7 protein-coding genes are annotated in these 24,118 nt (G+C 73.5%); 4 read left to right on the top strand and 3 right to left on the bottom strand.

Annotated elements, in window-relative coordinates:
• Positions 1-5 precede the first annotated feature (5 nt).
• Positions 6-308, bottom strand: coding sequence for a hypothetical protein (locus tag GVN67_RS15285; RefSeq protein ID WP_159997451.1), 303 nt, complete (start codon positions 306-308; stop codon positions 6-8).
• 45 nt (positions 309-353) lie between these two features.
• On the bottom strand, positions 354-758 hold the full coding sequence (locus GVN67_RS15280; protein ID WP_159997449.1) for a hypothetical protein: 405 nt from the start codon (positions 756-758) through the stop codon (positions 354-356).
• A gap of 143 nt (positions 759-901) precedes the next feature.
• On the opposite strand from GVN67_RS15280, the gene GVN67_RS15275 reads away from it, so the two are divergent.
• Genes GVN67_RS15275 through GVN67_RS15260 form a run of 4 tightly spaced genes read left to right on the top strand, consistent with a single transcriptional unit; the run spans position 902 to position 22,099 of the window.
• Positions 902-19,216 (top strand): SDR family NAD(P)-dependent oxidoreductase, encoded by an 18,315-nt coding sequence (locus GVN67_RS15275; RefSeq protein WP_159997447.1) that lies wholly within the window; start codon positions 902-904, stop codon positions 19,214-19,216.
• Entirely contained in the window at positions 19,213-20,550 is a 1,338-nt protein-coding gene (locus GVN67_RS15270; protein WP_159997445.1) for a hypothetical protein, read from the top strand. Before GVN67_RS15275 ends, GVN67_RS15270 begins: the two co-directional genes overlap by 4 nt.
• Entirely contained in the window at positions 20,547-21,869 is a 1,323-nt protein-coding gene (locus GVN67_RS15265) for a cytochrome P450 (RefSeq protein WP_159997443.1), read from the top strand. Before GVN67_RS15270 ends, GVN67_RS15265 begins: the two co-directional genes overlap by 4 nt.
• Positions 21,866-22,099 (top strand): acyl carrier protein, encoded by a 234-nt coding sequence (locus GVN67_RS15260; RefSeq protein WP_159997441.1) that lies wholly within the window; start codon positions 21,866-21,868, stop codon positions 22,097-22,099. Before GVN67_RS15265 ends, GVN67_RS15260 begins: the two co-directional genes overlap by 4 nt.
• Here GVN67_RS15260 and GVN67_RS15255 read toward each other — a convergent pair.
• Positions 22,096-24,000: an AarF/ABC1/UbiB kinase family protein gene (locus GVN67_RS15255; RefSeq protein WP_159997439.1), complete on the bottom strand. Its 1,905-nt coding sequence runs from the start codon at positions 23,998-24,000 to the stop codon at positions 22,096-22,098. The two genes, GVN67_RS15260 and GVN67_RS15255, sit on opposite strands and share 4 nt — an antisense overlap.
• Positions 24,001-24,118: the final 118 nt, after the last annotated feature.

Below are 24,118 nucleotides of genomic sequence, written 5' to 3'. Positions count from 1 at the left end.
CCGCCTCAATCATCGTCGTCGTCGTCATCATCATCGTCATCGTCGTCATCACTGTCGAGCAGGCTGGCGAGGGTGGTCTTCTCGCGCACCAGGACGATGACGACGGCGGCGCTCTCGTCGATGACGCCTTCCTCGCGCAGCGCCTCGACGGCGTTGTCGACCTTGCGCATCAGCGGACCTTCGCCACGGCGCAGCTTGCGGATGCGCTTGCGGACGTGGCGGCCGAGATCGACGATGCAGAATTCGTCGGTACCGGCCTCCGCCGCCGCGGCGGGTGCCGCCGCGGGCTTGATGGTGGTGTCAACCATGCCTCTGCCTTCTCCTGCCTTCCCGTGGGAGCCGAGCGATCGCGCTCAGTCGCTGTCGCGCACCGCGCGGTAGATGTTGCGCGGCAGGTCCTTCAGCCAACCGTCGCGCTTGCGGCGGTTGGAGCGCTCATGCCGGGCGAGGTAGATCTGGGCGGCGCCCAGCTGGCGGCGCATCGCCTTGCGCATGCTGCGCTCCAGCGGCTTCAGCACCTTGGCCTGCTTGCGGCGGCGCGGGCCGGCATCGTCCAGCTCACCGGCGCGGATGACGCCGCTGCCGGGGCGGACGATGGTGACGCGCACGCCGCCATCGAGGATTTCCTCGATCGGGTCGCGGCGGCCGGCGCGGAACAGCACCTGCTCCTTGCCGCGGCCGTTGCGGGCGATCCGGACGACGGAAACCTTGCGCACGCCGCGCAGCACCGCACCCTTGTCGAAGACGATGTGAGCCACTGGCCAACCTTCCGCAGCTTTGCCGTGGCGCAGACTATTGCGGTCTTACGGTAATGGGAAGCATCATCTGGCGCCGGATGCAGCCCGACCGATGGCGTTTTCGTGTCGGGCCTTCGCCATGCCGGGATCGAGGAGCCGGGCCCTTGCCGCAGCCACCGACAGAGCGCCCCTCGCCCCCCGCCCCGGCGCGCCAGCCGCTGATCAAGCGCGAGGTCTTCGCCATGGTGGCCGAGGGCAGCCTGCCGGCGGCGGCGGGCGCGGCGCTGCTGCAACGGCTGCAGGCGGCCGATGCCAGCTTCTCGCTCGATGCCCGGGACCCGGTGGAACCGATCGCGGTGGTCGGCATGGCCGGGCGCTTCGCCGGCGCCCCCGACCTCGAGGCCTATTGGCGGTTGCTGGAGGGCGGCGGCGACGCCATGGGTCCCGCGCCCGCCGCGCGTTGGGGCGAGGACGCCCCCGGGCTGCGCGGCGGCTTCCTGGCGGATGCCGAGGATTTCGACCCGGGCTTCTTCCGCATCCTGCCGGCCGAGGCCGCGCTGATGGACCCGCAGCAGCGCCTCTTCCTGGAACAATGCTGGCTGGCGCTGGAACATGCCGGCCGCGCCGGGGCCTCGGCCGCCGGCAGCCGCTGTGGCGTCTTCGTCGGCGCCGGCGCCGGCGACTACGCGCATCGCTTCCACGGCACCGCGGCCGCCGAGGATCCGGTCGGGCTGATGGGCAATGTGCCCTCGATCCTGGCGGCGCGCATCGCCTATCACCTGAACCTGAAGGGCCCGGCGATCGCGCTGGACACCGCCTGCTCCTCCTCGCTGGCGGCGGTGCACCTGGCCTGCGAGAGCCTGCGCGCCGGTGGCTGCGACCTGGCCATCGCCGGCGGCGTGGCGGTGATCTCCACCCCCGCCTTCGCCCGCGCCATGGCCAAGGGCGGCGCCATTTCGCCTTCCGGCGCCTGCCGCCCCTTCGACGCCGCCGCCGACGGCTTCCTGCCCGGCGAAGGCGCCGGCGCCGTGGTGCTGAAGCGGCTGTCGGCGGCGCTGCGCGACGGCGACACGATCCATGGCGTGATCCGCGCCAGCGGGCTGAACCAGGATGGCCGCACCAACGGCATCACCGCGCCCAGCGCGCCCGCCCAGGCTGTTCTGGCCGCCGAGGTCTGGCGGGCCGCCGGGATTTCCCCGGATCGCATCGGCTATGTCGAGACGCATGGCACGGGCACGCCGCTGGGCGACCCGATCGAGCTGGAAGGCCTGCTGGGCGCGATGCGCGCATCCGGCACGATGCCGGCGGCAGGAAGCTGCGCCATCGGCTCGGCCAAGGCGGCGATCGGGCATACGCTGACGGCGGCGGGCATCGCCGGGCTGCTGAAGCTGCTGCTGATGCTGCACCACCGTCGCATCCCGCCGCAGCCCGGCTTCAGCCGCGCCAATCCGGGCTTCGACCTGGCGGCCAGCCCGTTCTTCGTGCCGCGCGCGGCGCAGGACTGGGCGGATCGCGGCGCGCCGCGGGCGGCGGCGCTGTCCTCCTTCGGCTTCAGCGGCACCAATGCGCATCTGCTGCTGGAGGAAGCGCCGGTTTCGCGCGCCGCTCCTGCGGTCGAGGCGGCATCGCGGTTGTTCGTGCTCTCCGCCCGCAGCGAGACAGCGCTGCGCCGCCAGGCCGGGCTGCTGGCCGCGCATCTGGCGGCGGCGCCGGGGATCGCTTTGCGCGATCTTGCCTTCACCCTGGCGGAAGGCCGCGCCGTGCTGGCGCATCGGCTGGCGATCGAGGCCGGGGATGCCGAGCTTCTTCGGTCCAGCCTGAAAAGCTTCGCGGCAACCGGCGTCCTTCCAGGGAGTCTCGCCGCCTCGGATGTCGCCGCGCGCTTCCTCGCCGGCGGTGCGATTTCCGGCGCGGACGCGGCCGGCGCGGCCAAGGCGTCGCGCATCCCGCTGCCCAGCCAGCCCTTCGACCGTGCCCGCTTCGGCCTGCCGCCGCAGCCCGCCGCGGCCACCGTGTCGACGGAACCGCCCGAGGCCGTGCTGGGAGCGCTGCGCCCCTCCGGCGCCGCGCCCGAAGGCCTGGCGCAACAGGGAGAAAGCTTCGCCGCGGTCGAGGCCTGGGGGCGCCAGGCCCTGGCCAGCCGGCTGGCGGCGCTGGGCCTGTTCGACCGGCCGGCGGCGCAGACCCCGGCCGGGCTGCGCCGCGCGCTGGGCATCGCGGCACCCCGGGAAAAATCATGGGAGGCGCTGCTCGGCCTGCTGGCGCGGCTCGGCGCGGTCGATCTGCGCGACGGGCTGGTGCGCGGCGTTCCCGGCTTCCAGGCAAGTCCGGCGGCTGCGCTGGAAGAATCCCGTGTCGCGCTGGTGCAGGGCGATCCGCAACTTGCCCCCTTCCTGGCGCTGCTGGCCCGCTGCGTCGACAATATTCCTGCCCTGCTGCAGGGGAAGATCACCGCGCCGGAAGTGCTGTTCCCTGACGGCGACATGGCGCTGGTCGAGGGCGTCTATCGCGGCAATCCGCTGGCCGACCTGTTCAACGCGCAGCTCGCCGGCTGCGTCGCGACCCTGGCCCGCCGCGCCAAGCGGCGCCATGGCCGGCCACCGCGCATCCTCGAGGTCGGCGCCGGCGTCGGCGGCGCGACCGCGGGCATCCTGGCGGCGCTGGATGCGGCGGGGCTGGGCGATGTCGCCTATGTCTACAGCGATGTCTCGGCCGCTTTCCTGCAGGCCGGGCGCGGACGCTTCGCCGCCGGCCATCCGGGCTTCGCCACCCAGCTGCTGGACCTGGAGGATGCCGCCGCCTGCGCTGGCCTGCCCGAGGGCGGCTTCGACATCGTCATCGCCGCCAATGTCGTGCACGCCCTGCGCGACATCGGCACGGCGCTGGCGCGGCTGCAGCGGCTGGCGGCGCCCGATGGTGGCGCGCTGCTGCTGAACGAGGTCACCGCGCTGCAGGATTTCGCGACGCTCACCTTCGGCCTGACCGATGGCTGGTGGGCGGCGACGGATGTGGCGACGCGCATCCCGGGATCGCCGCTGCTCTCGGCCCCCGCCTGGCGCGCGGCCTTCACGAAGGCGGGCTTCGCCGCCAGCGCCGCCTTCGGCCTGCCGGGCGAGGCGAGCGAAGAAAAATACGGCCAGTCGATCCTGGTGGCGCTGCGCGATGCGCCGCCACTGGCGGTCGCGCCGCCCCCGCCGCCCGTCACCGCGCTGCCGCCGGTCGTGGCGAAACCCGTGTCGATGCCGAGAAACTTGCTGGCCGCGGTGCTGGAAGAAGTCGCCACGGCGCTGGAGCTTCCTGTCGCGCAATTGTCCAGCCGCGACCGCCTCGCCGATATCGGCGTCGACTCCCTGCTCGGGCTGAAGGTCGTCGCCCGGCTGAACGCGCGCTTCTCGCTCGACCTGCGACCAACCGTGCTGTTCGACCACCCGACGCCGGAGGCGCTGGCGAAACTGCTGGCCGGCAGCGGCGCGGTGGTCGACACCGCCGCCGTGCCGGCCGCCATCGCCGAAGACCGCCGCATCGCGGTGATCGGCATGGCCGGCCGCTTCGGCGATACCGGCAATCTGGAAGAGTTCCGCCGCTTGCTGGCCGAGGGCCGTTCCGGCATCACCGAGGTTCCGCCCGAGCGCTGGTCCGCCGACGAAGCCGCGCTGCCCGAGGCGCTGGCCGGCAGCGGCGCCTATCTGCGCTGGGGCGGCTTCCTGCGCGATGCCGGGCATTTCGACCCGCTGTTCTTCCGCATCTCCGGCAAGGAGGCGGAGCTCTCCGACCCGCAGCACCGCATCTTCCTGACCGAAGCCTGGCGCGCGCTGGAAGATGCCGGCTATGGCGAGGCGACGCTGGACGGCATGCGCTGCGGCGTCTTCGTCGGCGCGCATGGCGGCGACTACACCCATCGCATGGCGCAGCTCGGCATCGTGCCCGAGGCCTTCGCCTTCATGGGCAATGCCGCCTCGATCCTGGCGGCGCGCATCGCCTATCTCCTGAACCTGAAAGGGCCGAGCCTGGCGGTGGACACCGCCTGCTCCTCCTCGTTGGTGGCGCTGCATCTTGCCTGTCGCAGCCTGAGCTCGGGTGAATGCGACATGGCGCTGGCCGGCGGCGCCTTCGTCACCACCACCATGGGCTTCAACGCCGCGGCCGCCAAGGCGGGGATGCTGTCGCCGCGCGGCCAATGCCGCAGCTTCGATGCCGGCGCCGACGGCTTCGTCCCCGGCGAGGGCGCCGGCGTCGTCGTGCTGAAGCGCCTGTCGGACGCTCTGCGTGACGGCGACCATGTCGAGGCGGTGATCCTGGCCAGCGCGGTCAACCAGGACGGCCGCACCAACGGCATCACCGCGCCCAGCCCGGAATCCCAGGCCGCCGTCATCGCCGAGGCCCATGCCCTGGCCGGCATCGACGCTGCCAGCATCACCGCGATCGAGGCGCATGGCACCGGCACGCCGCTGGGCGACCCGATCGAGGTCGAGGGCCTGACCCGCGCCTTCCAACGCGGCGGAGCGACGTCGAAGAATTTCTGCGCCCTGGGCTCGGTGAAGACGAATATCGGCCATGCCGCGCATGCCGCGGGCATCGCCGGCTTCCTGAAGATGCTGCTGCAGATCAGGGATTCCCGGCTCTATCCCTCGCTGAATTTTTCCACCGTCAACCCGCATCTGGCGCTCGACGCGTCGCCATTCTTCGTCAACACCGATGGCCAGGACTGGCAAGTCGCCGCGGGTGGCACGCGCATCGGCGGCGTCTCCTCCTTCGGCTTCAGCGGCACCAATGCGCATCTGCTGCTGGCCGAGCCGCCACCACGCGCCGCCCCCCCCGCCGGCGAGCCGCCATTTCTCCTGTTGCTCTCGGCGCGCGACCCGGCCGCGCTGCAACGGCGGCGGCAGGACCTGGCGAGCTGGCTGGACGCCAATCCCGCAGCGCCATTGGCCGATGTCGCCTTCACCCTTGCCGCAGGCCGCACGCATTTCTCCGACCGGTTTTCCGTGATGGCCGCCGACCGCGACAGCCTGATCGCGGCGCTGCGTGGCGCGCCAACGACGGTGCCGCCCGGCAACCGCGCCACGGCGCTGCAGGCGATGGCCGCGCGCTATCTCGACGGCGAGGACCCCTCGCCCACCGAGCCGCTGCTGACCGGCCGCCGCCTGTCGCTGCCGACCTATCCCTTCGCCGAGCGCGCCTATTGGCTCGGCGCGCCGGCGGCCAGCACGACGCTGCTGGCGCCGCGCTGGGTCGCCGCGCCCCCTGCGCCGCAAGCCGGCACGCCGGGCACGCTGTGGCTGCTGGGCACGCCGCCGGACGGCGTCGCGACCGGGCTGCGCCAGGCCGGCTGGAGCGTCATCGAGGCCGCGCCCGATGCCGACCTCGCCGCGCTGCACGGCAAAAGCCCGCCGCAAGCCTGCATCCTGGCCGCCCCGACCGAGCCCGGCGAGGAGGCCGCGCTGCGCCCGCTGGCCACCCTGGCCAAGCTCCTGGCCGGCGGCGGGGTCCCGCTGCTGCGGCTGCATGACGGCAGCGCCGCGGCGCTGGCGGCGCAATCGCTCGGCCGCTCGATGGGCTTCGCCGGCACGCCCCTGGCGCTGCGCCTGGTGCAGGGTGCGACGACATCCGCGCGGATCCTCGCGGAACTTGCAAGCCCTGGCCTGGATCCGGTGCGCTGGACGCCGCAGGGCCTGCGCGAGCAGCGCGTGCTGCAACCGATCCTCGCTGGCGCCGGCTTCACCCTGCGCCGGGGCGGCGGCTATCTGATCACCGGGGGCGGCGGCGTGCTGGCCGGGCTGCTGGCCCGCGAGCTGGCGCGCCGCAGCGGCGGCCGCATCGCGCTGCTCGGCCGCGGCGCGGCGGATGACGCGCGGCTGGCAGCGCTGCGCGCCGCCGGCGCCGCCGAGGCGGTCTGGCTGCAGGCCGATGTCACCGATCCTGCCGCTCTCGACAGGGAACTGGCGAAATTCCGTAGGGGTGGGCCGCTGCACGGCGTGCTGCATCTGGCCGGCGTGCCGGGCCAGCGCGTGCTGGCCGAGAAGGACTGGCCCGAGATGGCCGCCGTGCTGGCGCCGAAGCTGGCCGGCGCCCGCGCGCTGGATGCCGCGACCACGACCGATCCGTTGGATTTCTTCGTGGCCTTCGGCTCGCTGGCGGGTGAGCTCGGCGATTTCGGCCAGGGCGACTATGCCATGGCCAATGCCGGGCTCGGCCATTGGGCCGCCGAACGCGCCGCCGGCAACCGCCCCGGCATCAGCCTGGCGCTGGGCTGGCCGCTGTGGCGCGAGGGCCGCCAGGTGCTCTCTGAAGAGGGCGAGAAGATCTTCCTGCGCGCTGCCGGCATGCCTTTCCTGGAGACGGCGGCCGGGATCGAGGCGCTGCTGGCCGGCCTGGCCTCGGGCGAGCCCTCGCTCGCGGTGGTGCCGGGCGATGCTGGCCTGGCCGCGCGGCTTTTTGCGACAGCACCACCGCCGGCCGCCAACCGCCAGTCCCCGCTGGAGAACAAGCTGGCGGAGATGATCGCGGGGCTGCTGCGGCTGCAGGGGGTGCCGCTCGGCCGCGACACCGGCTTCGCCGAATTCGGTTTCGATTCCATCGCGCTGAAAGAGTTCGCTGTCCAGATCGGTGAATCCTGCGGCATTGCGCTGACCCCGGCGGTGTTCTTCGCGCATGGCAGCATCGCCAGCCTGGCCGGGCATTTGCTGGCGGAGCACGCGCCGGCCGTCGAGCGCCTGCTCGGCGCGCCCGCCGCGGCGGCGGCGCCGATGCAAAAGCCCGTCGCCACAGCGCGCAAGATCGACAACGATGCCGTCGCCATCATCGGCATGGCCGGGCGCTTCCCGCGCAGCCCGGATCTCGCGGGTTTCTGGCGCCACCTGGAATCCGGCACCGACCTGACCGGCCCGCTGCCGGCCTCGCGCCTCGCCTGGCTGCCCGGCGCCCTGCCCGCCGGCGAGACGCTTCCGCGCGGCGGCTTCCTCGACGACGTCGAAGGCTTCGATCCCGGCTTCTTCCGCATGACGCTGCGCGAGGCCGTGCATCTCGACCCGCAGCACCGGCTGGCGCTGGAGGCCGCCTGGCATGCGGTGGAGGATGCCGGCATCGCCATGGCCGAGCTGGCCGGCAAGAATGTCGGCGTCTTCTTCGGACAGCAGGTGAACGACTATGCCGGGCTGATGCCGCCCGGGCGCGACGAGGCACGGGCGCAGATCACCCTCGGCAATATCGCCGCCATGCTGCCGAACCGGATTTCTTTTCTCTTCGACCTGCGCGGGCCGAGCCAGGCGATCGACACCGCCTGCTCCTCGGCGCTGGTCGCGCTGCATCGCGCGGCACGCGCGGTGGCTTCCGGCGAATGCGACATGGCGCTGGCCGGCGGTGTCAGCCTGATGCTCTCGGTCGAAAGCCTGGTGAGCACACAACGTCTGGGCATCCTGGCCCCCGACGGCGTCTGCCGCGCCTTCGACGCCGAGGGCCGCGGCTACGTCAAGGGCGAGGGCGTCGGCTGCGTGCTGCTGAAACCGCTGTCGCAGGCGCTGGCCGATGGCGACACAGTGCAGGCTGTGATCCTGGGCAGCGCCGAGAATCACGGCGGCCATGCGCAATCGCTGACCGCGCCCAATGCCCTGGCGCAGCAGGCGGTGATCGAGGCGGCGCTGGACCGTGCCGGCGTCACCTCCGACACCATCGGCTGGGTCGAGGCGCATGGCACCGGCACCGAGCTCGGCGACCCGGTGGAGGCGCTGGCGCTGCGCCGCGCCTTCGCCGCGCGCGCCGGGGACACGGTGCCGGCGCCGCGTTGCCGCATCGGCGCGTTGAAGCCGATGCTGGGCCATCTGGAGCCGGCCTCGGGCATTGCCGGACTGTTGAAGGTCGCGCTGTCGCTGCGCCATCGGCTGCAGCCTTCCACGCTGAACTTCGCAACACTGAACCCGCATGTCGACCTGGCCGGCAGCCCGCTGGAGATGGACGGGCGCATGGCCGCCTGGGCGCCACTGCGCGACCGCGACGGCACGGCTTTGCCACGACGGGCTGGCATCAGCGCCTTCGGCTTCGGCGGCAGCAACGCGCATCTGGTGCTGCAGGAGGCGCCGCCAGCGCCCCCCGCCGCCCGCGTGACGGGACCGCTTCTGCTGCTGGTCTCGGCGCGCGATCGCGCCCGGCTGATCGAATCCCTTGCAGCCCTGGCCGCGCATCTTGAGGAACCCGGCGCCGATCCCGACCGCCAGGCCCTGGCCGATACGCTGATGCTGGGGCGGAACCCTCTCGCCGCCCGCGCCGCGCTGCTGCTGCGGCCCGGCGCCGATCCTGCCGCCGCCTTCTCGGCTTTGGCCGAGGCGCTGGCTGCGGGGCGCAGCATTCCGGCAGGTTGCTGGACCGGCGAGGCGCCGTCCACCGCTATCCCCCTCGCCGCCGACGAGACAGACCAGCACAGGGAAATCTGGCAGCAGGGCGCGTTGGGCAGCCTGGCGGCGCTGTGGACGCAAGGCGCCACGGTGGATTGGCGCGCGCTGCGCGGCACGGCGCCGCGGCGCATTCCGCTGCCCGGCACGCGCTTCGCCCGGCAGCGCTGCTGGTTCGACCATCCCGCCGGCGCCGCCTTGGTCGCGAAGCCTGCCCCTATCGCCGCACCGCCGCCGCCGCAGCAGCCTGTGCTGGCCACCGATCGCGACGCGCTGCGCGACCGGCTGCGCGCCATGGTGGCCAGCGCGCTCTACCTGGAGCCGGAAGCGATCAGCACCACCGCCGGCTTTGGCGATCTTGGCCTCGACAGCATTCTTGCCGTCGAACTGACGCGCGGCATCAACGAGGCCTTCGCCACCACGCTGCAGACCGCGCGACTCTACGACCATGCCACCATCGAGGCCCTGGCCGACCATCTGGCCGCGCTCGTCCCGCTCGCCCCTGGGCTGCCGCCGGCGCCGGTGCCGATCGCTGCGCCGCCGATCGCTGCGCCGCCGGTCGACGATCAGCAGATCACCGGCAAGCTGCGCGCGCTGCTGGCGGCGGCGCTCTTCGTCGCGCCCGAGGATCTCGACAGCGAGACAAGCTTTGGCGATCTCGGCCTGGACAGCATCCTGGCCATCGAATTCACCCGCGCGGTGAACGATGAATTCGGCACCACGCTCGGTGCGGCGCGGCTCTACGACCACGCCAACCTGGCAGCGCTGGCGGCGCATCTGGCGGGGCTGCAGGGCAGCGCGACGGCCCACCTCACCGGTGCGGCCGCCGAGGTTCTTGCCTTCCTGCAACAGGCCTTGCCGCCGGCAGCGCCGCATGACCCCGCGACGCCATTGGCCGAGATCGGGCTGGAACCCGCCGCCGCGCTGGCCTTGCTGGAAGCGCTGAACCGGCGCTTCGGCTGCGCTTTGGCGCCGGATGAGGTTGGCCGCTGCCACGATCTGGCCGCGCTCGCCCGTCTGGTCGCGGGCCGCCTCGCGCCGCCGCCTGAGCCCGTGCCGCCGGCACCACCCCCGCCGCCGCGCCCCACGCCGGAGGCCCGCGCCCGGACCGAACCTGGCAGCGGTGAACAGGAAAAAGTCGCGATCATCGGCTTCGCCTGCCGCTATCCTGGCGCGCCCGATGCGGAAGCCTTCTGGGACCTGCTGCAGGACGGCCGCAGCGCCATCACCGAAGGGCCGACGGAGCCCTGGCGCGCCGCGCTCTATCGCCGCCAGCTCGAGGAAGCCGGACGCAGCGACACCAGGCCATGGGGCGGCTTCATCGAAGGCGCCGACCGCTTCGACCCGCTGTTCTTCAGCCTCTCGCCGAAAGAGGCGGAGATGATGGACCCGCAGCAGCGGCTGTTTCTGGAAACCGCCTGGCATGCGCTGGAGCAAGGCGGCCAGACGCCGGCGATGCTGAACGGCAGCGCCTGCGGCATTTTCGTCGGCGTTGGCCAGGGCGATTACGCGCAGCTGATGCCGCGTGGCGGCAGCGCGGCCGAGGCGCAGATTTCCGGCCAGATGCTGCTCGGCAACACCGCCTCGATCCTGGCGGCGCGGCTGGCCTATCTGCTCAATCTGAAAGGGCCCAGCCTGGCGCTGGACACCGCCTGCTCCTCCTCGCTGGTGGCGCTGCATCTGGCGCGGCGCAGCATCCTGGACGGCGAATGCGATCTCGCCTTGGCCGGCGGCATCAACCTGATGCTGACGCCGCAGATGCATCTGATGACCGGCGCCTCCGGCATGCTGGCCGCTGATGGCCGCTGCAAGACCTTCGACGATTCCGCCGACGGCTTCGTCCCCGGCGAGGGCGTCGGCGTCGTGCTGCTGAAGCGCCTCGAGCTCGCGCGGCGCGACGGCGACACGGTGCTGGCGGTGCTGCTGGGCTCGGGCACCAACCAGGACGGCAAGACCAGCAGCCTGACCGCGCCCAGCGCCGCCTCGCAGGCCGCGCTGCTGAAGCGCGTGCAGCAGCGCCACGGCATCGACCCGCGCGGCATCGGCCTGGTCGAGGCGCATGGCACGGGCACCAAGCTCGGCGATCCGATCGAGCTTTCGGCCCTCGCCGAGGTTTTCGCGGGATTGCCGAAGGGCGCGCTGCCGGTCGGCGCGGTGAAGACCAATATCGGCCACACGCTGGCCGCGGCCGGTGTCGCCGGCGTCATCAAGCTGCTGCTGGCGCTGCGCCACCAGGCCATTCCGCCAAGCCTTTTCTTCAATACGCCGAACCGGCATTTCGACCTGGCTTCCTCGCCCTTTCGCATTCCGGTGGCGCTCGAGCCCTGGCAGGCGCCGCGCATCGCCGCCACCAGCTCCTTCGGCTTCAGCGGCACCAATGCGCATTTGGTGCTGGCGGAAGACGACGCGGCGCCCGTCGCCGCTCATCAGCGCGCCTGGCAGCCGGTGCTGCTTTCGGCCCGCGACACGACCGCGCTGGACCGTATGGCGCGGCGGCTGGACGCCTGGCTGGCGCAGCATCCGGAAGCGCCGCTGGCCGATATCGCCTTCACCCTCGGCCGCCGGCGCGCCGTCTTCGCGCAGCGCCGCGCCTTTGTCGTTGGCGATCTTGCAGGACTGCGCGCGGCTTTGTCCGGGGTGCTGCTGCCGCCAGCCGATGCGTCGCTGCAGGTCATGGCCGATCGCTGGGTGGCGCGCGACGCGACCGTCGACTGGGCGCCGCTGCTGCCTGCCGGCCGCGTGCTGCCGCTGCCCGGCTATGCCTTCGCGCCGGATCGCCACTGGCTACCCGAGACCGGCCCGCGCGAGGCCGCCCTGCCACCGATCCCCGCCGGCGCCGCGCTGCTCGACCAGCACCGCGTCGGCGGCGCCCCGCGCCTGCCCGCCGCGGCCAGCCCGTCGCTGCTGCGCGCCGCCCTGGGCGATCTCGCGCCACAGGGCCCGCTGCGGTTGCGCGACCTGGCCTGGCCGCGTCCGCTGGTGCCGGAGGGCGATGCCCTGGCCCTCACCGCGCGCCTGACGCCCGAAGGCGACGGCTGGCGGATCGCGCTGTCGGACGCCGCCGGCACCGCCGTCACCGCCCATGCCGAGGCCGAGACCGGCACGCCGCCGCGCCTGTCCTTCGACACCATCGCCGCCCGTTGCAGGACGCAGGCCGATCCCGCAGCACTGGCACAGTTGCTCGTGGCCGGCGGCATCGCCTATGGGCCTGCCTTCGATGCGCTGGCGGGCCTGGCCACCGGCGATGCCGAGGTATTGGCCACCCTGCAACGCCCGCAGGTTTGCACCGATGCCGATTGGCCCGTTGTCGCGCTGGATGCAGCACTGCGCAGCGCTGCTGCTTTGGCGCTCGGCCAGGCGCCCGCCCCTGGCCAGGCGACGCTGCTGCCGGCCGGGGCGGCAACCTTGCGGCTCTGGATCACCACACCGCTGCCCGACCGGCTGCGGGCGCATCTGCGCGCCCATCCCGGAGACCAGGAATTCCGCTGCGACCTGGACATCGCCGATGCCGAAGGCGCCGTGCTGCTCAGCGTCGAAGGCTTTTTCACCCGTCCCGCAATCCTGCCAAGCGGCGAGATTTTTCTGCTGCGCCCGCAATGGCGGTTCGAGCCGCTGGAAACACGGGCGACGCCCTCGACCGCGCCGCTGCTGATCCTCCATGGCGAGGCCGAGGCCGCCTGGGCCCGCGACGCCGCCGCCCGGCTGCAGCCACGCCGCGTGCATCTGGCGCGCCGCGACGCGCCGCTTGACCCTGCGCTGCTGGCGGAATGCCCGGAGGTCCTCTTCGCGGCATGGCGGGCGACGGATGACCGCGGCATGCCCGATGCCGCCACCCTGGCCACCGCAGAAACGCAAGGTGTCCACCGCCTGCTGTCACTGTTGCAGCAATGGCCCGAGCAGCCCGGCCGCCGCCTGGTGCTGGCCACCCGCGGCGTCCATGCCGTGCTGCCGGGCGAGGCGGTGGATTGCGCTTTTGCCGCCCTCCCCGGCCTTGCTGGCACCGCCGCCCGCGAGTTCTTGTCCGTCGCCATCAGCCAGATCGACCTGTCGCCCACGGAAGACAGCGCCGCCGAGATCGACGCGCTGCTGGCCGAACCGGGCGGCGAGCCCGAGGCCATCGCCTTCCGCGCCGGTCGTCGTTTCCGTCGTCATCTGGAGCGCTTCGCCGCCCCCGACAGCGAAATCCCGCTGCCGCAGGGCGCGGTCGGCGTCATCCTGGGCGGTGCCGGCGGTATCGGCGTGGCGCTCAGCCGGCAGCTGGCGCACGACCATGCGGCAAGGCTGCTCTGGATCGGGCGGCGGCCGCTGGATGCCGCTATCCAGGCGGCGCTGGACAGCGTCGCCGCGGCGGGCGGCCACGCGCGCTATGCCCAGGCCGATGCCGGCGACGCCGTGGCGCTGGCCGCGTTGCTGGACAGCGTCGAGGCCGAATGGGGACCGATCGCGCTCGCCGTGCACGCGACCCTGTCGCTGCAGGATGCCAGCCTGCCGCGGATGCGCGCCGAAGAACTGACCGCTGCGCTGGCCGCCAAGTCGGCGCCGGCCATCGCGCTCAGCACGGCGCTGGGCGCGCGCAGGCCGCTTCTGCTGGTCTTCTCCTCGGCCAACAGTTTTACCCTCAATCGCGGCCAGGCGAATTACGCGGCGGGCTGCAGCTTCGTCGATGCCTGGGCGCGCCAGGCCGGCCCGCATGTCGTCGTCGTCAATTGGGGCTTTTGGGGGGATGTCGGCGCCGTCGCGGCCGAGAACTATCGCCGCCGGGCGGAGCGCGAGGGCGTCTCTCCGCTGACCGTCCCCGAAGGCCTCGGCGCATTGAAAAAAATCCTGGGCAGCGGGATGGCGCAGGCGGCGGTGCTGAAGCTGGCGCCGGAGGCTGCCTCCTCGGCCGGCGCGCAATTTGGCGCGGCCTTCCAGCGGCGCGCCGATCCCGTTCTCGCCGATTTCGCTGTCGCCTGCAGCAACGCCGCCACGGCCTTCCCGCCGACCCCACCGGAAAAGCTCGCCGCCGCCGAGGCCGCCTTGCAGCCGCTGCTGGCCTATGGCGCCGGCCGGCTGGAAACGCAGCTCGCGGCCACCACGAGCGTTGTCCCCGCCCAGGCAAGACTGCACGAGGCGCTGCGCCGGCTGCTGGCGCGGCATCACCGGCCTTCGGGCGCGCCGGTGCCGCCGGCGCCGACGGACGCGGGCGGCATCGGCGCGATGCGCGCGCTGCTCGACGCCGCGCTGGACGGGTTGCCCGCGGTGCTGGCCGGCCGCCCCGGCGCCGAAATCCTGTTCCCCAACGGGTCCAGCGCGCTCGTCGAGGCGGTCTATCGCGACAATCCGTTGGTCGACCGCTTCAACGACCAGCTCGCCACCCTGGCCGAGGGCCTGGCCGCCGCCTGCCCGCGCCCGCTCTCGATCCTGGAGATCGGCGCCGGCACCGGCGGCGCCACCGCCGGGGTTCTCGCCACGCTGCGCGCCGCGGGCCATGCCTTCGACTACACCTTCACCGATATCGCGCCGGCTTTGCTGGAAGCGGCGCGCAGCCGCTTCGCCGGGCCGGAGCTGCGCTTCGCCCTGCTCGACATCGGACGTGACCCGGCGGCGCAGGGCCAAGCGGGGGCGCATGACCTGGTCATCGCCTCCAACGTGCTGCATGCGACGGCCGACATCATGGCGACGCTGCGCCATGCCAAGGCGCTGCTGCGCCCGGGCGGCGTGCTGCTGCTGAACGAGGTCACCGCGGCCGCCGATTTCGCCACCCTGACCTTCGGCCTGACCGCCGATTGGTGGCGGTTTTCGGATGCACCGCGCCGCCTGCCCGACAGCCCGGCCCTGGACCTTCCGGCCTGGCGCGCCGCCCTCGGCGAGTCCGGCTTTTTTTCCGTGCTTCCCGTCGGCGTCGGCGAGGACGAGAAGCCGGGGCAATGCGTCATCGCCGCGGTCAGCGATGGCTGGCTCGGCCAGGCTGCGCCGCCGCCGCGCAGCGCCACGCCGACCGCCGCCCCGCGCGTCTTGCCCGAGGGCGATATCACCACCTATCTGACGAAAATCTTCGGCGAGGTGCTGAAGCTGGCGCCGGACAGCATCGACCCCGCCACGCCCTATGAGCAATACGGCGTCGATTCCCTGGTGACGCAGGAGCTGCGCGTCCGGCTGGAACGCGACCTCGGCCCGCTGCCGCAGACGCTGCTGCTCGAGCACAGCGATATCTCCTCCCTGGCCACGACCTTGCAGAGCAGCCATGGCGCGATGCTCGCCGCCCGCGCGACGCCGGCGGTGATCCGCGAGGATGACGACGCCATCGCCATCATCGGCGCCAGCGGCCGCTTCCCCGGCGCGCCGGATCTTGCTTCCTTCTGGACGCTGCTGCGAAATGGCGAGACGGCGCTCGGCCCGGTGCCGGCGGATCGCTGGGACACCACCCGCCACCCGCTGACCGGCGGTTTTTTGCCAGACGTCGACCGCTTCGACCCGCTGCATTTCGGCATCGCCCCGCCCGAGGCCGCCCTGCTCGACCCGCAGGAACGCCTGCTGCTGGAGGCGAGCTGGGCCGCGCTGGAAGATGCCGGCACGCCGCGGGCCAGGCTGCGCGCGCTGACCGAAGGCCGCGTCGGCGTCTTCGTCGCGGCCAGCAGCCAGGACTGGCTGCGCCTCTCGGCCGAGGCCTGGGCGGCGGGGAATGCCGCGGCCGGCGGCGGCGGCGCCTGGGGCATCGCCAACCGGATTTCTTTCCAATTCGACTTCCACGGGCCCAGCCTGGCGGTGGACACCGCCTGCGCCGGCGGGCTGACCGCGCTGCATCTCGCCTGCGCCAGCCTGCAACGCGGCGAATGCGCCGCCGCTTTGGTCGGCGGCGTGCATCTCATCCTGCATCCACGCGCGCCGAAGGGGCTGGCGGAGCTCGGCATGCTGTCGCCCTCCGGCGCCGCCCGCGCCTTCACCGCCGAGGCGGACGGCATGCTTGGCGGCGAGGGCGTCGCGGCGCTGCTGCTGCGGCCGCTGAAGGATGCGCAGCGCGACGGGCAGCGCATCCTCGGCGTGATCCGCGGCTCGGCGCTGGGCGGGTCGGGGCGGACGGCGGCCTATATGCTGCCCAACCCCCGGTCGCAGCAGGCGGTGATCCAGGCGGCGCTGGACCGCGCGCAGCTGGCCCCCGCCGCCATCGACTATCTCGAGGCCCAGGCGGTCGGCTCGCCGGTGGCCGATCCGGTGGAGATCACCGCGCTCGGCCGCGTCTTCGACGGTGCGCCGCTGCGGATCGGCTCGATCAAGCCGAATATCGGCCATCTGGAAGCGGCCTCGGGCCTGGCGCAGCTGCTGAAGGTGCTGGCGCAGCTCGAGCACCGCACCCTGGCGCCGACGCGTCTCGAGGGCGCGCCACACCCGTCCCTCGCCGGCACCGGATTGTCGCTGCAGACACGGGCAGAAAACTGGCCGGCGCGCGCGGATGGCAGCCCACGACGCGCGGCGATCAGCGCTTTCGGCGCCGGCGGCAGCACGGCGCATCTGGTGCTGGAAGAGGCCCCCGCCGCGCCGGGCTTCGAGGCGCCCCATGGCCCGCTGCTGCTGCCGCTTTCCGCCCGCACGCCGGCCCTGCTGCGGCAGGTCGCGACCCGGCTGCTGGCGGCGCTCGACGCCCCCGATGCGCCGCTGCTGGCCGCGGTGGCCTTCACCCTGCAGACCGGGCGCGAGGCGCTGGCCTGCCGCTGCATCCTGCGCGCCGCCGACACCGCGGCCGCCATCCTGCTGCTGCAGGAATACGAAGCCGGCCGCGCCCATCCCGACCTGCTGACCAGCGACGCCCCCGGCATTGCCGGCGCCTGGCTCGCCGGCGGCACGGTGGATTGGGCGGCGCTCTGGTCCAAGGCGCCACACCCCGTCCGCCTGCCGACCTATCCTTTCGAGCGGCTGCGCTGCTGGCTGCCGCGGGCGGAACCCAAGGCGCCCCTGCCGACCACGGGCCGCGCCCTGGTGGTCAGCCAGCCCTCCTCCCCCGACGGCATCACCATCCAGGCCGTGCCATTGGCGCCGCCCGGCCCCGGCCAGGTGCTGATCGCCACCCGCGCCTTCGCGCTGAATTTTTCCGATGTGCTGAGCCTGTCGGGCGTCTATCCCAACCTGCCGCCCTATCCCTTCACCCCGGGGATGGAGCTGGCGGGCGAGGTCCTGGCCGTCGGCGCTGATGTCAAAAGCCTCGCCCCCGGCGATCGGGTGGCGGCGCTGACCGGCACCGGCGGCCAGGCCACCCATGTCCTCGCCGCGGCCGAGCGGGTGGTGCGGATCCCGGACCACCTCGACTTCGCCAGCGCCGCCGCGGCGCCGGTCGCCTTGCTGACCGCGCGGCACAGCTTCGACCGCGCGGCGCTGCAGCCGGGCGAGACCGTGCTGGTGCAAAGCGCCGCCGGCGGCGTCGGCCTGGCCGCCCTGCGCATGGCCAAGGCGCGCGGCGCCCGGGTGATCGGCGTCGTCGGCTCGGCCGCCAAGGTTTCTTTCCTCGCCGAGACGGAGGGTGTCGCGGCCATCGATCGCACGGCCGGCAACCTGGTCGAGGTGGTGCGGGCGATGACCGGCGGGCGCGGCGTCGATGTGGTGCTGAACACCAGCGGCCAGGCGGCGATGATCCAGACCGGGCTGTCGCTGCTGGCGCCGGGCGGGCGCTATGTCGAGCTGGCGCTGGCCGGGCTGCGCGCCGCCGGGCCGCTCGACCTGTCGGGGCTGGTCGAGAACCAGAGCCTGATCGCCGTCAATCTGGGCCGGATGCTGGGCCAGGCTGGCGAGGCCCAGGCCGCGTTGAAAGGAGCCATCGCCGAGGCCACGCGGCAGCCACCCGCCATCGGCCGCCGCTACCGGCTGGATGACTTGAAGGAGGCCTATCGCTGGCTGGCCAGCGGCGAGAGCACCGGCAAGCTGGTGGTCACCCTCGACGCCGCCGACGCCATCGCCGAAACACCGCTGCCACCCCCCGCCCCCCGTGCCGTGCCGATGGCCGCGACCGCCCTGGCGCCGCTGCTGGCCGGCCTCGCCGCCGAGATCTTCGAGATCCCCGCCGACAGCTTTCTGGCGGGCAAAAGCCTGACGGAGAGCGGGCTGACCAGCCTGATGGCGCTGACCCTGGCGGGCCGCATCCAGCAGGCCACCGGCCTGCCGCTCGGCGCCGCCGCGCTCTGGGAGTTTCCATCCGTCCCCGCCCTGGCCGCGGAAATCGAGAAACGTCTCGCTGGGCCGGTCGCAGCGACGACAGCGCATGACCCGGTCGTGGTGCTGCGCGGCCATGGCTCGCGCATGCCCTCCTGGTGGGTGCATGGCGCGGCCGGCGAGACCTCCTGGGCGGTCAATCTGACGCGGGCGCTCGGCCCCGACTTCCCCGCCTTCGCGCTGGAGGCTTTGGGCCTCGCCGAGGACGCGCCGCCGCCGCTCGACGACCTGCCCGCCATGGCGGCGCGCTATGTCGCGGCGATCCAGCAGCGGCAGCCGGCGGGGCCGCTCTGGCTCGGCGGCTATTCGGCCGGCGGGCCGATCGCCTTCGAGATGGCGCGGCAGCTGCAGGCGGCCGGGCGGCAGGTGGCGCGGCTGGTGCTGCTGGACGCGCCGGCGCCGGGCAGCCAGGCGCTGCGCGGCATGGCCGAGGCCGCGCCCGGCCTGCTGCACCGCCTGTCCGGCCGCTGGCTGGCCGAGCGCTGGGGCCTGCCGCCGCTGGACGAGGCCGGGCTGGAGGGGCTGCCCGCCGCGGCCGTGCGCGACCGGGTCGTGGCGCATCTGGCCGGCGACACCGCCGAGCGCGCGCCGGACCGCCTGGCGCGGCAGCTGGACGCGCTGGAGCGGGTGGGCCAGGCCACCGGCCGGGCGCTCGGCGCCTATCGGCCGGGGGGCCGGCTGGAGGGCAAGGTCGAGGTGCTGCTCTTCGCCTGCCGCGGCGGCATGGGCGGCCGCTTCGCCGAGGCGGGCGACTACCGCGCCGGCTGGCAGCCGCTGCTGGCCGCGCCGCTGCGGCGCCACGCGGTGGAAGCCGACCATTTCTCCCTGATGCTGCCGCCGCATGTCGGCACTGTCGCCGGGCTGCTGGCGGCGCTGCCCGACCCTGCCGACGGGCTGGCCGCGGCGGCGGAATGAGCATCACCCTGCCGCCGGCGACCCTGCCGGCCGAAGTGCTGGACCGCATGCTGCATGCGCTGGCGGCGCAGCGGACCAGCGGGCTGATCCACCTGTTCCTCGGCTGGCCGGCCGCGGCGCCCCCGCCCGACGCCGCGCGCCTGGCCCGCGCCGCGCGCCTGCTGGTCGATGCCGAGCCGGTGCTGGCCTGCCGCCTGCTGCCCGAGGGCCGCGACGGGCTGCGCTGGCACCGCCACCCCGATATCGACGCCATCCCCTGGTTCGAGGCGATCGAGGCGTCCGATCGCGACGCCGCCATCCGCCAGGTCATCGGCGCCGAGGAGCCGGCCGAGGGCCGCAACCTGATCCTGCGCCTGGCGCGGCTCGGGGATGGCGGCTGGCTGCTGGCGCTGTCGGTCAACCATGTCGTGGCCGATGGCGCCGCGGTCTATGACTGCGCCTATCGGCTGGCGGCGCTGCACGACGCCCTGGCCGCCGATCCGGCGCATCACCCGGCGCCCAACCTGTCCAGCCGCGACAGCTATGAGTGGATGGCCAATTTCTCCGGCCGCCACTGGCTGCGGGTGCTGCGCCGCGACCTGGGCGAGCTGCGCCAGGCCGGCACCCGGACCCTGGGGCTGAGCGGCCCTGCCGATCTCGCCGGCTGGCTGGCGGCGCCGCGCGACGCGCCGGCCTATGCCGCCGTGACCATCGAGCCGGCGCGGCTGGCCGCCCTCGACCGCCAGGCCGTGGCCCTCGGCGCCAGCCGGCTGGAGCTGCTGGTGGCGGCGCTGGCGCGCAGCTTCCACGCCATGCTGGACGCGCAGGGTCCCGCCGCCTTCCGCGTCATCCTGCCGGGCAACCTGCGGCGCTATGCCGGGGCCAGCCGGCAGCCGGCGATCCGCAACATGTCGGGCATGGCGGCGATGACCTTCACCGTCGATCCCGCCACCCCCTTCGCCACCACGCTCGCCGCCGCCCGCGCCGAGGGCGCCCGGCTGAAGCGCGGGCTGGCCGGCGCCACCAACCCGCTGGCGGTCGGCGTCATGCGGCGGCTGGGCCGGCGGCGGCTGGACGCGATGCTGCAGGGCGTGGTGGCGCGCGGGCTGGCGCGGCCCTCGCCGCCGACCTTCACCAATGTCGGCCGCCTCGCCGAGCCGCGGCTGCGCTTCGGCGGCGTGCTGCCGCAGGATGCCATGCTGCTGACCATGGCCTTCCCGCGGCCGCTGCTGCTAATCACCGGCACCGAGTTCCGCCGCGCCCTGACGCTGGCCATCGGCTTCCAGGCGGAGGGCTGGTCCAGCGCGCGGATGCAGCCGCTGCTGGACCGGATGCTGGCCGAGCTGCCGGCATGAGCGAAGAACCCCTCCCGGGCCCCCGCTGCTGGTTCGCCGCCAATCTCGGCTGGCTGCGCGACCCGGCCGGCTATCACGCGCGGCAACGCCAGCGCTTCGGCGACCCGCTGGGCGGCTGGCTCGGCCGGCTGCGGCTGGCGCTGACCGGCAGCCCGGCCGGGGTGCGGCAGGTCTTCGCCGCCCCGCTCGACACCTATGCGCCGGTCGGCGTCGACCTGGCGGGGATGCTGGGCGCCGAGGCCCTGCCGGTGCTGGAGGGTGCCGCGCATCTGGCGCTGCGCCGCCGCGTCAACGCCGTGCTGCTGGAGGGCGAGGCCGCCCAGGCCGGCCCCGCCATCCTGGCCATCGCCCGCGCCGAGATCGCCGCCTGGCCGCGCGGCCGCGCCATGCCCGCCGGGCCGCTGCTGCAGCGGCTGTCCTTCGCGGTGATCATGCGGGTGGTCTTCGGCGTGATAGCACCCGGCCGCGCCGAGGCCTATCGCGCTGCCTTCGCCCGGCTCGCACGCCATGCCGGCATCGGGCTGGTGCTGCTGCCGGCGCTGCGCCGCGACCTCGGGCCGTGGAGCCCCTGGCGGCGCTTCCTTGAGGCCCGCGCCACGGTGCACCGGCTGATCGCCGAGGACCTGGCAGCCGCCCGGGCCAGCAGCGATGCGGCGCGCTTCGACACCCTGGCCCGGCTGGCGGCGCTGCGCGAGGCGGATGGCGCGCCGTCCCTGTCCGATGCGGCGATCCGCGACACGCTGGTGGTGCTGCTCTCGGCCGGGCATGAGAGCACCGCCGCCGCCATGGCCTGGGCGCTGCTTCATTGCTGGGCGACGCCCGGCGTGCTGCCGCGGCTGCGGGCGGAGCTCGACGGCTGCGACGGCGCGGCCGCGTCGCTGCTGCGGCTGCCCTTCCTCGAGGCCTGCGCGCGCGAGGCGCTGCGCATCGCGCCGGTCGCGCCGATGATGGTGCGGCAGCTGGCGCGGCCGATGACGCTCGCCGGCCACGACCTGCCGGCCGGCATGCTGGTCGGCGCCTCCGCCGAGCTCGCCCATGCCGACCCGGCCGTCTTCCCGGAGCCGGAAAAGTTCCGCCCGGAGCGCTTCCTCGACGCCCGCTTCCGCGCCCATGAGTTTTTCCCCTTCGGCGGCGGGCGGCGGCTCTGTCCCGGCGCGCGGCTGGCGCTGGAAGAGATCCGCCTGGTGCTGGCGGTGCTGGCGCGCACGCCCGGGCTGGCGCTCGCCGATCACCGCCCGCCGCGGCGGGTGTTCAGCGGCCCGCTGCTGGCGCCAAGCCGCGGCGGTCCCCGCATTCTGCTGCAGGAGCAAGCGACATGACCCGATCCGAGGTGCTCGACCTGATGTGCGAGGCCGCCCGCCTGCCCCCCGGCAGCATCGCCGGCGGCGAGCGGCTGGACGCCATCCCCGGCTGGGATTCGCTGGCCGGCGTCGAGTTCGAGATGCTGGTGCTCAGCCATTTCGACCTCGACCTCGACACCATGAAGGTGACCGAGGCCGAGACGGTGCCGCAGCTGCTGGCGCTGTTCGACGGCAGGCTCGAGGATTAGTCGCGCCGCGACAGCTCGCGCTGCACCCGGATCAGCGCCCGCAGCGTCAGGAAGCCCATGACGAACAGGAAGCCCCACCACAGCGGGCTGATCAGCGGCAGCGGCAGGGTGCCCAGCGGGTTCAGGCTTTCCAGCCCCAGGTCGTCGGCCAGCGCCGGATGGTGCTGCTGCAGATAGGTCATGCCGACCATGGCCATGCCGATCGCCGCCCCCAGCTTCAGCCCGCGCGCCAGGATGACGCCGATGCGCGAGACCTTCGACGCCGTCGCCTGCAGCACGATGGCCTGGTTGCGGACGATCTGCCCGACGGCCATGTTGTAGTCGCTGACCTGGGCGATCAGGTTGCCCAGCCCGTCGCGGATGGTGCGCGGCCGCAGCAGCCCGCGCAGCCGCCGCCCCGAGGCCTCGGCGAAATAGGCGCGGAACAGCCGGATGTAGTTCATGTCCGGGAACAGCTCGTTGAGCGAGGCGTCCATCGTCGCCCAGGCGCGGCCGAGCTTCATCAGGTCCCAGCTCTGCGCCACGCCGTAGCGCGCCAGCACCGCGCCGGCGGCGTTGCTGCCCGACAGCACGTTGCGCTCGTGATAGGGCAGCCCGTCGATATGCACCTTGGCCGCCCAGTCGCGGTAGCTGCGCACCAGCTCGGCGCGCAGCTGCGGCACGTCGCCGGCGCGCACATTGCTGCAGATCCGCAGCAGCAGGTCGGCGGCCTTGGCGAAGTCCTGGTTGCCCAGCGCCCGCAGCATGCCCTGGTAGATGCCGAGGAACTGGCGGTCGACGGAGCCCACGCTGCCCAGGTCGATCAGCGCGAAGCGGCCGTTGCGCAGCAGGATGATGTTGCCGGGATGCAGGTCGGCATGGAAGAAATTCTCCTCCATCAGCTGGCGCATGTAGCTGGAGAACAGCCGCTCGCCGACCTCCTCCGGCTCGACGTCGTTCTCGGCGCACCAGGCGCGCACCCGCTCGGGGTCGGTCGCGCGGACGCGGATGTAATCCGCCATCATCACGCCCCAGACGCATTCGCTGACCAGGATGCGCGCCGTCGAGGCCTCGCGGAAGACGCGGGGGATCAGGACCTTGTCGTCGCGCAGCAGCTTGCGCATGCGGCGCATATTGGCCGCCTCGAAGCGGAAGTCGGTCTCCTCGGCGATGATGCGGCGCAGCTCGTCCAGCGCATCCTCGAGCCGCAGCGCGCGCACCTTGGGGATCAGCCGGGCGACGGCGACGAAGCCGCGCAGCACGGCGAAGTCGCGCTCGAAGACCTCGCGCACGCCGGGCCGCTGCACCTTGACGATGACATCGACATTCGGATGCCGCAGCCGCCCCAGATGCACCTGGCTGATCGAGGCGGCGGCGAAGGGCACCGGGCTCAGCGTCTCGAACAATTCCTCGACGCGGCCCTCGCCCAGCTCCTCGCGGATGATGCGCATCGATTCCTCGGGCGGGAAGCCGATGGCGCTGTACTGCAGCCGGTTCATCTCCTCGCAGAAGCGCGGGTCCAGCACGTCGGAGCGCAGCGCGATCAGCTGCCCCATCTTCACCCAGAGCCCGCCCAGCCGCTCGAAGATCTCGCGCAGCTCGCGCGCCGCGCGCGCCGCCTCGTACTTGCCAATGACCCGGGCGAATGCGACCCTGCCCAGATAGCCGAGCAGCGTGCGCGCGATGCGCAGCGTCGCCAGCCTTCCCACCTGCGGCGGCGCGGCGAAGGCCAGCCCCGCGCTGCTGGTGAGGGGAACCAGGTCGGAAGGGCGCAGGTGTTCGGACAATGCCGAGGTCTTGATCGGGGTGGCCTCGGCGAGGCGCCCTTCCTGCGGTCGCCACAGGCGCATCCGGCGGCGGCGCGGCGGCGGCGGCTCGCCCGGCCCATCCTTGGGCGGCACCGCGTCCCGGTCTGTCTCCATCACCTGGCCAGGTCCCGTCCTTCGATCCGAGCCGGCAGTATAGCCCTTCCTGCGGCCACGGCGCCATGACCGGCGGATCGCCTCCCGCCGAGCTGCCCCCCGTCGACCTGCCCCCCGT

This window comes from Roseomonas sp. 18066 (genome assembly GCF_902706185.1).
In the GTDB taxonomy this organism is placed as follows: Bacteria; Pseudomonadota; Alphaproteobacteria; order Acetobacterales; family Acetobacteraceae; genus Pseudoroseomonas.
Note: the sequence above shows the minus strand (reverse complement) of the source record. Positions and strands in the feature narration are given on the sequence as shown.